This is a genomic window from Desulforhopalus sp., from assembly GCA_030247675.1.
Classification (GTDB): domain Bacteria; phylum Desulfobacterota; class Desulfobulbia; order Desulfobulbales; family Desulfocapsaceae; genus Desulforhopalus_A.
On sequence record JAOTRX010000002.1, the window covers coordinates 781052 to 793021 of the forward strand.

The window sequence follows — 11970 nt, forward strand, 5'->3', positions numbered from 1 at the left end:
TCCGGTTCGCGGTTCTGTAGCTTTTCACACCTTGAACCGCGATACCATCTCCTTGAGTTTTTGTCCGAATTCATTCAAGGTATGCGCTGCATTCTCCACTTGCTTGGTCCCCAGGACGTTCTGGTGGGTCGCCTGTTTGATATTTTCCATGGCGATGGCCACCTGCTCCATTCCGGCCAGCTGCTGCTGGCTGGAGACCGCTATCTGTTCCGCCGCCTGTGCCGCCTGGCCGATATTTTCAGCCAGTTTATGGATCGACTCGCCGGACTCGGCCGACTGCTTGACCCCGCCTTCCACCGCCTTACTGACCTGTTCAGCAGCGAGTACCGATTTGACGGTTGCCTTCTGGATATCGCCTAGAATCTTTCGCACCTGCTCCGTCGCCTGCTTCGACTGGTCGGCGAGACTTTTGATTTCCACGGCCACCACCGAAAAGCCCTTGCCGTGCTCTCCCGCCTTCGATGCCTCTATCGCCGCATTCACCGCCAAAAGGTTTGACTGCTGGGCAAGGTCGGTGACGACAGCGGTGATCTCGCCGATGGCCTGGGTCTGTTCGCTGAGGAGGACTACGCTCTCGGCAACGGTCTCCATGAGCTGCTTGATATGATTGATGCCGGTCAAGGTCTCCGATACATTGGCATAGCCTTGTTCGGCGACCTGCACTGCTTTCTGGGCGTTTTCCGAAACACTCCGGGCTTTCTTTGAAGACAGCAGGGCGGTTTGCTTGCTTTGCTCGACCGTCGCCGTCGTCTCGGCAACCGATGTCGCCGTCTCGGCCATTGCCGAGGCGATCTGGTTGGTCGAAGCGAGGATCTCGCCAGCGGAAGAGGCCAGAACATTGACGCCGTCACCGATCTCCTCGTTTATTTTCCGCAGGTTACCAAGCATATTGGCAAAGGCGATGCCGAGAATGTCTTTGCCGGAAACCGGTTGTACCGTGGCTGTTAGATCCCCTTCCGAGACCCTTTGCGACAAGGCGGCGATGTTTTTGAGATAGCCTGTCATATCAACAAAGGCGATACCGAGGATATCCTTGTCGGTGGCCGGTTGAACCGTCACCGCCAGGTTGCCTTGGGCGATTTGCCTGGATATCGCCGCCATATCCTGAAGATAGCGAACCATGGCGGTGAATGCCATCGTCAGGTGTCCAACCTCGTCCTGCCGGTCCTTCTCTTCTATGGTGACACCGAGATCGCCGGCGGAAATTCGTTTAGCCGCTGCGGTTAGCTCCTGTAGCGGTTTGGCGATCAGGTGACTCAAGAAGAAGGCGGCGGCCACGCTGCACGTGAAGACGAGGACGCCGATCGCGATAAAGATCTTTGACAGCAATTCCGCCCTGGCGTTGGCTTCGGCGATACGGGTCTTTGCCTCGGTGATGGCGGCATTGCCGAGTTCCCTGGCAATGCCGCGGATGCGGTTGTAGCGCTCAATCTGTTCGGAGGCCTCAAGGCCTGCCGCTTCGCCGCTCTTGCCGGCATGGATCAAGGCTATTTGGGTATCCCTGACCCTCCGGTATTCCACCAGAAGGGCGGCCATTTCGGAGATTTTCTGTAAATCCAGAGGATGGCTTTTTAAGGATTCGGAGACGACCTTAAGTCCCTCATCAATATCCCTGCTTCTTTCCCGGATATCTTTCTCCAACTCCTGATGTTTTACCTTATCGGTGGTCATCATCATTTCCAGAAGCTGGGTGCGGGCACGGTTTTGCGTCGACCGCAACTCGACCAGCTGGACCGCGGGCAGGAAATCGTTCTGAAAGAGTTCCTCCTGGGACTGATGCAGGATGGAAAACCCTTGGTGGGCACTGGCAATGACGATCAGCAGAAATACGGTCATCAAGCCGAAGCTGAGCAAGAGTTTCGCCCGTGTGGTGAGGTTAATAAACCATTTCATATCTTCTCCTTGTCATCAAACTTCTTCGTGAACCACGATATTTTTATGTCCTATGATCCTGGCGGCATCGAGGACGATGATATGCTCTCCGCTGATACCCCGGAGAAATTCCCGGCCGATACCGGTCAAGGCCGGTGGCGGTGGGGCGATGCTGCTGACTGCGAGGTTTTGTATGCCGAGTATCGCGTCGGCAAGGATGCCGAACTCCATGGTGCCGTCATCGATGATGATGATTTTATTCAGGTCACTTATCCCTTGCGGCGGCATGTTAAAAAATTTCTTAAGGTCGATAACCGAAAGAATTCGTCCGCGCACGTTCACCAAACCGAGAACAAATGGCGGCACCCCGGGCAGGGGGGTATAGTCGTCCATGGGGTTGACCTCACTGACGAAATGCGACTCAATGGCGTAGCGCTCATTCGCCAGCAGAAATTCCACGACATGCAGGGAATCCCCGGTGACTGGCTCTACCTGCTCTCTGGCGAGGCTTTCGGCCCGTTGCCGCAGTATCCGGTCCACCTCCTGCGGAGCCGGGTTATGACCTTTGGCGATCATAACGCCGATTGCTTCCACCTGGTGACGAATTTCCTGCCAATCGATCTGTTTCCGGCTCATTCAGCTCTCCTCTGCCTGTCTCCGGTCATGGTATGTATCAGGGCAATCAGTCTTCCCGCGCTTATCCCCTCGCCCTCAGGCGGGATATCTTCCGGTGCTAATCCGCTCAATAAACTTCTTGCCTTTTCCAGGTGTTTTCCCGCCTCCTGGTATCTTTTCTGACGGTGCAGCAGATGGCCCAGGGCAAAATGCGCCACGGCAAATTCCTGATCGATATACAGCGCCCGCTGCAGGGCCGCCGCGGCTTCTTCCTGTTTGCCAATTTCCTGGAGGATAGAGGCCTGAAGATAATACAGCGACGGATTCAGTTTGTCGCTTTTCACGGCTTCTTCCGACATGGTCAGGGCCTCGGCGAGTTTTCCTTGATCTGCCAGCTGCCGCACCTGCCGTGCCAGCGAAGTGGTATCCTCATTTTCCCGGGGATCTCGTTGAGCCTTGTCCTGTGGAGGGGGTGGGATTGCCGGCCGGGTTGTTTGGACTGGAGGTGTCGGGGTGAGTGTCTGCCTAACCGTGGATTTTGTAGGCCCATTTGTTGTTTTCTGCGTCGGTATCGGTGGTTTAGGCCCCTTTCTATAGAACAATGCCCCAGGAAAGGAGACGCGGTGAACCATTGCTGAACATTCGCTGCCGGGGTAATCAAAGGGGCTGAAAACCAGCCAGCCGCCGTCAACCAGGCAGCGGGCGAGATTATCGGTAACGGCCTCGGCATGGTCCCGGGAAAAGTACATCAGAACGTTGCGGCAGAAGATAATATCCATGGCGTTGGTGCCGTTGATAATCGCCGGGTAGCCATCTTCAATGAGATTTATCGGGGCAAAAGTAACCATTCGTCTGAATTGCTTATGCAGTTGGAATTTCTTACCTGCCCTGGCAAAACACCGCTCCTTCACCCAAGACGGGGTGTCCCGGAAAGACCACTCGCTGTACAGCCCTTCGCCAGCCTTTTTCAGCGAGGAAGGGGAGATGTCCGTGGCCAGAATGGAGATATTCCAGTTCTGCAGATCGGGGAGCATCCTAGCCAGAAGGATTGCCAGGGAATACGGCTCTTCCCCGGAGGAACAGGCGGCACTCCAGATTCTGAGGTTTTGCTGACCTCCTCTCCGGGAATTGATGATCTCTGGAAACACCTGGGTTTCAAGGATTTCGAAGAGTTTCTTGTCCCGGAAGAAATGCGTTTCGCCGATGGTCAGGTGGTTGGCCAGGGTCTTAATCTGCATGGGCTGCAGGGTGGGGGAAGAAAGCAGCCACTCTGCACAGGCCTGCACCGAGTCGAAACCGAAGTCAGATGCTGCGGTACCTAAGCCCCGTGCCAGATCGTCGAGATGGGCGGGTGGATAGTGCAGGCCCATATGGGTTTCAATGAATGCCCCGAGTTTGGCAAGAAGAGCTGGGTTGACATCTGTCTTGCCGCAGGTCATGGAGGAACTCTTTCTCACCCTCTTACTCTCCCTGGGGAGCTGGTATTGAACCAGCCTTGGTCAGCAGCAGGTCAATCGCCGATTCATCTGCGGAGGAAAGAAACCTGTCAAGATTATAGATGTAGAGGACTCCATCACGAAGTTTGCTAACCCCTTGCAGATAGTCAATTCCCGGATAGATCGCATCCGGCGGGAGGATATGCTCTGCACTGATTTCGGTGACGCCCTCAACCTCATCGACGAGCAGGGCGATGGGGCGATGGGTTGTACGGGTGAGAATGATTGTATCGCTTAGACGGGCCTCGACCTCGGGCAGGCGAAACAATTCGCGGATGTTCAAGACGGGGAGGATAGCTCCGGCGACGTTGATCAAGCCAAGGACGATTGGCGGGGCCTTGGGTACGGGATTGACGGCAACCGCATGGATAATTCTTTCAATATCGGTAACCTGCAGTGCGCAACGCAAACCGGCCAAGCGGAATATCAGAAATTGTAGCACTCTGTTCGTCCTGGTTTACTCATTGGATAAAGGGCGCAACCATGTCATCCGCACCCCGCAGGTAGAGACCAAGAGCAAATTTGTTCTTGATCGGCAATCAACCGGATAGTGTCATGGTTGTATCAAGCCAGAGCTTGCCATATTTTTCAATACGTTTTTGCTACGTCAAGGCTTTGTTACATCGCAATTGCACCGGAAGCGGGGAAAAACGGGAAACCTTGCTGGTCTCTACAAACGACAGGCCAGACCTGCAAGAGAGGGGCTTGTTGTTTCTGTTGTCCTGTTGCCGGCTTTCTGCTACCGTACGGCTGTATACCATATTAAGGCGAAACAGGTTTGGAGTACCGGTTTTTGTCCCTCAAATAAACAGTGAGGAAGCGCATGAAGGATATGGGCGAAATGCTGCTGACAGAGGCGCCGTTTTCCGAGATTGTCATGGGGAACACGGCTTTGGTGCGGGCCATGGTCGAATCGGGAACCCGGGTCATTACTTCCTATCCCGGCTCGCCGACTCCGGAGATTGCCACGGCAATCCAGTCGATTCCACTGCCCCGGCGGCCTTTTTATTTTGAGTTCTCCACCAATGAGAAGGTTGCCACCGAGGTGGCTTTCGGCGCATCGCTCAACGGCCATCTGTCGACGGTGTTTTTCAAGAGTGTCGGCCTGAATGTCGCCTCCGACTCCTTCGTCCAGCTCAGCCTGCTGCATCTTATCGGCGGTATGGTTATCGTTCTTGGCGATGATCCCGGTGCCAACTCCTCACAAAACGAGCAGGATAATCGTCATTATGCCCGCATGAGCTACACGCCGATGTTGGAACCGGCGGGTCCCGCCGAGGTCTATAGCTATTACAAAGAGGCCGCAGCCCTTGCCAGAAGTATGGGCAAAGCGGTCATCCTCAGGATGACCACCCATGTCTGTCATGCCAAGGAACGGGTGGCCTTTGCTGGCTGGAAGCCGCAGGTGAAACCAAGCGACACCCCGCGCTTTGACCCTGCCAATGGCCCCTATATCCCGCTGGTATCGGCGGTATACCCGAAAAAACGCAGGGCCCTGACCGATCTCCCGCAGGTGGAAAAATGGCTGGATGAACGTCATCTCCACCGGGTTGCAGCAAACAACAGCCAGCGCGGCATCATCGTCTCCGGGATGGTCTATCTCTCTGTTGAGGAGGTGCTGGCGCCGCTTGCTGAAAAGCCCGACATCCTCAAGCTGGCTTCGGTCTACCCGGTACCGTCGCGGGTGATTGCCGATTTTCTTGCCGCCCACCAGGAGGTCAAGGTCTTGGAGGAGCTTGATGATACCCTCGAAAAGGAGGTCAAGGCCCTGGCCTTTGATCATCATCTGCGGGTACGGATAGTTGGCAAGGCAGGGGTGGAGGACTGGGTTGGCGAGTATACCCCGGACAAGGTGCGCGATATCCTCCATCAGACCTGGCCGGACAGCATTCCGGCACGAAAAAGTTTCGCCGAAGGTGCTGCCGAGGTAATCTCGCCAAGACCTCCGCAGATGTGTCCGGGCTGCGGCCATAGAAGTGCCTTCCATGCCATAAAACAGGCCCTGCCCGAGGGCACGATCACCGTTGCCGATATCGGTTGCCATACCCTCGGCTTCCAGGAACCGTACAATATGGGCCAGGTTCTGCTCTGCATGGGGGCGTCGACGGCAATCGCCGCCGGATTGACCCTCTTCAACGATTCCCGCAAGGTGGTCGCCTTTCTCGGTGATTCAACCTTCTTCCACGCCGGGATTCCAGGGATTATTAACGCCCTGTTTAACAAACATACGCTGACCCTGGTGCTCATGGAAAACGGCACCACCGCCATGACCGGTCATCAGGACCATGCCGGTTCGGGCAGGAATTTCAACGAGGTGACGGAGGCAATCCCGGTTCGCCGGGTGCTGGAGGGCCTTGGCGTCCAGCATATCTTCGAAACCGATACCTATAAGCAACAGGAATTGGCGGATATGGTCAGGCAGGCTGTGGCCCTCGATACTTTCAACGTGGTTATCGCCCGCCATCCCTGCATGCTGCTGTTTGCCAGGAAGCAGAGGCGAAAAACCGGGTTCATCCCCCAGCACGTCAGGATCGATCAAGATCGATGCGCCCGGCTGCACACCTGCGTCGAGATCTTTGGTTGCCCGAGCTTTTCCAGGGGACCGGACGGTACGGTTACCGTCAACCAGGACCTGTGCATCGGTGACGGTTCGTGTATCCAGACCTGTTCCCAGAAGGCCATCACCCGCTAAAGCGGGCTAACGCCCGCAACCCATGGGTATGACCCCTCCTACAGCAGAGGGGACTCTTTTTAGTACCCCCTTGAGGGGTGTACGTACCTTGGTGGTTTTTTGGTCACCAAGGTTTTGCCGAACTTGTTTTCTTGTTTTTTAAAACAGCTTTTCGGGAGTAAGGTACTAAAGCCGGTAAGGAGAATCAGCATGCAAGCTTTCAATATCTATCTATGCGGTGTCGGTGGCCAGGGAATAGGCCTTCTCTCGGAAATCCTGTTGCGGGCCTCGGATTATGCCGGCTATTGCGCCAAGGCGGTGGATACTCATGGCCTGGCCCAGCGCGGCGGCACGGTGATTTCCCAGATCCGCCTCGGCGACATGGTTCATACGCCGCTCATCCCGGAAAGAGGAGCCGATCTGGTGGTTGCCCTGGAGCGCCACGAAGCCCTGCGTGCCGTGCAGGCGGCCCTGCGCGATGGCGGCACCCTGGTGTATTACGATACGGCGCTGCAACCCTTGGGGGTGAGACTGGGCAGGGAAGATGAGATCAGCACCGATGTGCTCGACGCGGCATGCGCCCAGCGGGGGATAGGGGTCTGTCGTGTGTCACGGACCAATATCCCCGATACCAGGATGGAAAATATCGTTGTGCTGTCGACAATTCATCGGCAGAAACTGATTCCCGGCCTGGAAACGGACCACTTCCTCCGAGCCATGGAAGATCTGCTGAGTGGAGCGGTGCTTGCGGCAAATCTCCAGCTTTTTCACCAGGCTTGAAGTATGGGCTGTTTCGGAGCAGGCTGAACCTTCCGGCCGCCATGCAGAAACTGAGAGCTATTCTTCACATTCTCTTCACCTTCGATCCGGCGGCGCGGCTCGACCTCTTTCGCGCCTTCCCGGCCATTCGCAGATTTTTCTCCCACCGCTCGAATATCGCCATCCTCAGAACCTTTGGCGATATAGCCTTTTCGGGCCTGATCATCCTGGGGATCTTCGGGCCTCAGGACCCAGAGCGCAATATCACCCTGTTTCTTGCCTGGGGTGTGTGGTGGACCGGGGTGGTGTTGAGCTGGTTTTTCGTCGGCAAACTGTGGTGCGGGGTCTGCCCTTTTCTTGGGATCGGCCGTCTGCTGCAGAAGATAGGTCTTAGCTTCAACCTTGAGCCGCCGCACGCCCTGCGCCGCAATTTCATTCATATCGCCGTCCTGCTTTTCGCCGCGATCATCTGGGCCGAAGCGGTCACCGACCTGAAACACAGCCCGCTCGGTACCGCCTTGCTGCTGCTGTCCATCCTCGCCGGCGCGACCATTATGGCCGTGCTGTTCAAGCACCAGGCCTGGTGCCGCTATGTCTGTCCCTTGGGTAAAATCATTGGAGCAGGCGCCACGATGTCAATGATTGAGCTCCGGGCCAGTCAGGAAACCTGCCGGACCTGCCGTAAAACCGCCTGCAAGAAGGGACGGCCGGGCCTGCGCGGTTGCCCGGTGTATCTCGGCGCCCACAATGTCCGCAATAGCCTTGACTGCCTGCTCTGCGGCCGTTGTGTCCTGCTCTGCGAAAAGGATTCACCGCGCCTGCTGCTCCGCAATCCCTTTGTTGAGGTGGTAGCCGCCAGGGGCCGCGAACTTACCAGCATCTTGATCATACCCTTTCTCGCCGGTTCCCAGTGGGCACGGTTCATCCAGGAAAGTGACTGGTATTTTGCCACCTTGCAATCGACCGGGATGCCTCCGCCGGTCATCTTCACTGCTCTGCTGCTTCTCTGCTTCTTCGCTTTTATCGGCCTTGTCAGCCTTGGCAACCGCTTCCTGGGGACGAAGAAGACGGGCTTACCCCTCCAGTCCTCACCGATGATTCCGGTGCTCACCCCTCTGGCCCTGAGCGGCGAATTGATCTACCGCCTCGACTACCTTCTCACCGAAGCGGGGAAGTTCCCGGCGGTAATCGCCGGGCAATTCAATCTGCCGGGCACCGGTCTTTCGTTTACTATACATCCCTGGCTGTTGAATGGATTGTCGCTGCTTCTTCTTGTCCTGGGCGCCCTTGGCAGTCTCTATGTCATTTCCCTGTTTCAGCGCAGCAAGGCCACCTCCATGCCCGATGCCCGGTCCCGGCAGGTGCTGCGGCTCATGGTCGCTGGAGTGGCCCTCGTCTATCTGCTGTTGATCCTTTAGCACCTCTTCGCACCGCACAAGGGCAAAGATTTCGTTTGAACAGACAGGCTGAGAATCCAGCTTTTAAGGGCCAAAAGCAAGATACAATTTTCTTGGGAATGAATGGGATAGCCCGCCTGGAAATACAGGTGTGAGCTGTGATATAACAAAAAGAGCAAATGAATACTGGGGCATCGCTACAGATAAAAAACACCACGGGAGAGATCATGGAGAATATTAAATTTGTACTCGACAGAGACCCGCAGGAACGGGAATTTCAACAGGCCGTGCATGAAGTTTTCGAGTCCATCCAGCCGGTGCTGGACAAGAATCCGCAGTACCGCCGTCAGGCGATCCTGGAACGTATTGTCGAGCCGGAGCGGGTCATTCTGTTTCGGGTGCCGTGGATCGATGACCAGGGACAGGTCCGGGTCAACCGGGGCTTTCGCATCCAGATGAACAGCGCCATCGGCCCATACAAGGGCGGCCTGCGTTTCCATCCCTCGGTGAATCTCAGTATCCTCAAGTTCCTGGCCTTCGAGCAGGTTTTCAAGAATGCATTGACCTCGCTGCCCATGGGCGGCGGGAAGGGGGGGGCGGATTTCGATCCCAAGGGCAAGTCGGAAAATGAAGTCATGCGTTTCTGCCAGAGCTTTATGACCGAGCTGTTTCGTTATATTGGGCCAAACACCGATGTGCCAGCGGGTGATATCGGTGTTGGCGCCCGGGAGATCGGCTATCTCTTTGGCATGTATAAAAAGCTGGCGGGCGAGTTCACCGGTGTCCTCACCGGCAAGAGCCTCAATTGGGGCGGCAGCCTCATTCGTCCCGAGGCCACCGGCTACGGCTGTGTCTACTTTGCCGCGGAGATGCTGGCGACGCGCAGCCAAACCCTGGAAGGCAAGACCTGTCTGGTCTCCGGGGCCGGAAACGTCGCCCAGTACACCATCGAAAAACTCCTCGATCTTGGCGCCAAACCGGTGACCTGCTCTGATTCCTCCGGCTATATCTATGATCCGCAGGGCATCGACCGGGCCAAACTGGCCTTTCTCAAGGATTTGAAAAACCTTCGCCGCGGCCGGGTCAGTGCCTATGCCGAAAAGTATCCGGAAGCGGTCTATACCGCTGCCGATCATGACCTCGGCTACAATCCGCTATGGAACCATAAGGCCGACTGCGCCTTCCCCTGTGCCACCCAGAACGAAATCAACGAGCAGGATGCCAACAACCTGGTGAACAATGGCGTCACTGCACTAGCCGAAGGTGCGAATATGCCGACCACTCCGGAAGGCGTCAATATCTTCCTCGACCATAAACTGCTGTACGGACCGGGGAAAGCCGCCAATGCCGGCGGGGTTTCCGTTTCCGGGCTGGAGATGTCGCAGAACTCCATGCGCCTCAACTGGCCGCGTGAGGAGGTTGATAAACGGTTGAAGGGGATTATGCAGAATATTCACCGGATGTGTAAGGAAACCGCCGAGCACTATGGTGCTCCCGGCAACTATGTGGTGGGGGCCAACATCGCCGGCTTTGTCAAGGTGGTCAATTCGATGATTGACCAGGGCGTGGTGTAGACTACAACCATTAAAAGCTCAGGCAGCATCCCCGATCGATGCCGCCTGATACTGCCGGAGTGGGCTCTAACGATTTTAATTCTGGCTGCGTTAATCTGCCTGTTTGGATTTTCGTTCGATGTCGTTTTTAAATGATTTTACGGAGGCATTATGGAACTTCGTTAATCCCAGGGACTTTATCCGTACTTCATAGGAGTGTGCCAGGCATTCGATATCGCCACATTTGTTGCGTTTTTTTAGCCAGGCCTCTTGTTCCTCCATGACGGTCTTTTTATCTGTTTTCAGGGCGTCAATGAAATAAGCATACATGGTCTTATCGAGTTTTCGAAGCTCTTCGTCGCCGCAAATCATTTTTTCGATATCGGTAGATGGTTGATTGCAATTTAACCGTTCCGCCCGAGCGTCTGCGGTTGTAAAAAATGACAGGCTTATGATTGAAACAGCTAACAGAGTCTGTTGTTTAAAAGATGTGCCGAGTCGTGCTGCAAATGGAGTTTTCATATGCTTGTCCTCTTATATAAAGATGAAACCACTGTACCTCAACATAACTGGACTGAACTGCCTGAGAATATAATAGAGAACCTTTTACAGCCAGCCTCTGGCAACCGATAGCCTTCGGGAAAAAGGCCGATAGGCATTCTGTGCCCATAGAATGCCGCTTCCAAGCTTGAAAGAGGTGAATCTTTCATGTACATTCAATTTTGAGGCTACCATGTGTTGCTCCGGTTATCAATATGAAATTATAGTAATTATTGTGGGACGAAGAAGGTGTTCTTGCGTGCGATGAGACCACAGGGGGAGAATGGCTTGTCGAATTGCCTCTCATACCGAAAGGGGAAAGAAAAAGTGATTTCATCGAATGCAATGCCTTGCTGTCTTTCCCGCTTTTTTTGGGTCCTTTTGCTGCATTTTATAGTACTTCCAGGGACTATTTTTTGTCTGATACCGGTCAATGCGGAAGCGCAGGATGGCGCTGTCGTCGAGCAGGCAGCCCCACAGTTCCTGCGGGCACTGAAGGCTCAACCGGAATTTAAGGTGGCGGTACTGCCCATGGAAAACCTCACCGTCGAGGGAGATATCGCCTTTCACTTCCGGACCCGGCTGCAGGAACGGCTGCGGGCCAAAGGCTTTTCATTGATTGATTCGGGGCTGATCGATGAATCGTTGTACAAGCTCGGAGTCGCCCATGCCGGGCAGCTGAAATTGCTGCCTTTTGCCGAGCTGCAAAAACTTACCTCCGCCGATGGCTTTCTTTCCGGGGTGGTTGAACAGGGTGCGGTGCAGCATGGCGGAGTGTATAACTCCTATGTCTTTACCTGTTCCTTGAAATTGCAGGATCGTCAGGGCAATGTCCTCTGGTCGTCCCTGCAGAATCGAGTGGCCAAGAGAAGATTTGCCATTGATCCGATCAATATGTTTCTGGATATTGCCCTGACTGAAGGGGGGGGGAATATGCAGGAAGCTGTATATGCCTTGGCGGACAAGATGCTGGCGCAGCTGCCCGACGGTCCGGTGCGGGTGGTTTCGGGACAAGATTCCCTGCTGGATAAGGCTTTCGAAACCAAGGCAAAAGAGGAGTAGCGACA

General features: G+C 55.2%; 10 protein-coding genes. 5 read left to right on the plus strand and 5 right to left on the minus strand.

Going from position 1 to position 11970, the window contains the following annotated elements; translation table 11 throughout:
* Positions 1–24: 24 nt before the first annotated feature.
* The 4 genes from OEL83_03435 to OEL83_03450 are packed head-to-tail and all read right to left on the minus strand — an operon-like array spanning position 25 to position 4425.
* On the minus strand, positions 25–1893 hold the full coding sequence (locus OEL83_03435; GenBank protein ID MDK9706081.1) for a methyl-accepting chemotaxis protein: 1869 nt from the start codon (positions 1891–1893) through the stop codon (positions 25–27).
* A 15-nt stretch (positions 1894–1908) separates the two neighbouring features.
* Positions 1909–2508, minus strand: coding sequence for a chemotaxis protein CheW (locus OEL83_03440; protein MDK9706082.1), 600 nt, complete (start codon positions 2506–2508; stop codon positions 1909–1911).
* Entirely contained in the window at positions 2505–3944 is a 1440-nt protein-coding gene (locus tag OEL83_03445; protein ID MDK9706083.1) for a tetratricopeptide repeat protein, read from the minus strand. The genes OEL83_03440 and OEL83_03445 overlap by 4 nt, the downstream gene beginning before the upstream one ends.
* 4 nt (positions 3945–3948) lie before the next feature.
* On the minus strand, positions 3949–4425 hold the full coding sequence (locus tag OEL83_03450; GenBank protein ID MDK9706084.1) for a chemotaxis protein CheW: 477 nt from the start codon (positions 4423–4425) through the stop codon (positions 3949–3951).
* A gap of 381 nt (positions 4426–4806) precedes the next feature.
* Here OEL83_03450 and OEL83_03455 point away from each other — a divergent pair, with 381 nt between their 5' ends.
* The 4 genes from OEL83_03455 to gdhA all read left to right on the plus strand — a co-directional run bounded on the left by OEL83_03455 (position 4807) and on the right by gdhA (position 10384).
* A complete protein-coding gene (locus OEL83_03455) occupies positions 4807–6675 on the plus strand; it encodes a thiamine pyrophosphate-dependent enzyme (protein ID MDK9706085.1) in 1869 nt (622 codons plus the stop codon).
* Between the two features lie 189 nt (positions 6676–6864).
* Positions 6865–7434, plus strand: coding sequence for a 2-oxoacid:acceptor oxidoreductase family protein (locus OEL83_03460; GenBank protein MDK9706086.1), 570 nt, complete (start codon positions 6865–6867; stop codon positions 7432–7434).
* 41 nt (positions 7435–7475) lie between these two features.
* Positions 7476–8831 (plus strand): 4Fe-4S binding protein, encoded by a 1356-nt coding sequence (locus OEL83_03465; GenBank protein ID MDK9706087.1) that lies wholly within the window; start codon positions 7476–7478, stop codon positions 8829–8831.
* Positions 8832–9037: 206 nt separating this feature from the next.
* Positions 9038–10384, plus strand: a complete 1347-nt coding sequence (gdhA, locus tag OEL83_03470; GenBank protein ID MDK9706088.1) for an NADP-specific glutamate dehydrogenase — start codon at positions 9038–9040, stop codon at positions 10382–10384.
* 90 nt (positions 10385–10474) lie between these two features.
* Here the strand turns inward: gdhA and OEL83_03475 are convergent, their stop codons facing one another.
* A complete protein-coding gene (locus OEL83_03475; protein ID MDK9706089.1) occupies positions 10475–10885 on the minus strand; it encodes a hypothetical protein in 411 nt (136 codons plus the stop codon).
* Between the two features lie 345 nt (positions 10886–11230).
* Between OEL83_03475 and OEL83_03480 the strand changes: the two genes are divergently transcribed.
* Positions 11231–11965, plus strand: a complete 735-nt coding sequence (locus OEL83_03480; protein ID MDK9706090.1) for a hypothetical protein — start codon at positions 11231–11233, stop codon at positions 11963–11965.
* Positions 11966–11970: the final 5 nt, after the last annotated feature.

Coding starts and splice junctions, on each gene's coding strand:
- OEL83_03435 (MDK9706081.1), bottom strand. CDS start 1,893: ATGAAATGGTTTATTAACCTCACCACACGGGCGAAACTCTTGCTCAGC.
- OEL83_03440 (MDK9706082.1), bottom strand. CDS start 2,508: ATGAGCCGGAAACAGATCGATTGGCAGGAAATTCGTCACCAGGTGGAA.
- OEL83_03455 (MDK9706085.1), top strand. CDS start 4,807: ATGAAGGATATGGGCGAAATGCTGCTGACAGAGGCGCCGTTTTCCGAG.
- OEL83_03460 (MDK9706086.1), top strand. CDS start 6,865: ATGCAAGCTTTCAATATCTATCTATGCGGTGTCGGTGGCCAGGGAATA.
- OEL83_03465 (MDK9706087.1), top strand. CDS start 7,476: ATGCAGAAACTGAGAGCTATTCTTCACATTCTCTTCACCTTCGATCCG.
- gdhA (MDK9706088.1), top strand. CDS start 9,038: ATGGAGAATATTAAATTTGTACTCGACAGAGACCCGCAGGAACGGGAA.
- OEL83_03475 (MDK9706089.1), bottom strand. CDS start 10,885: ATGAAAACTCCATTTGCAGCACGACTCGGCACATCTTTTAAACAACAG.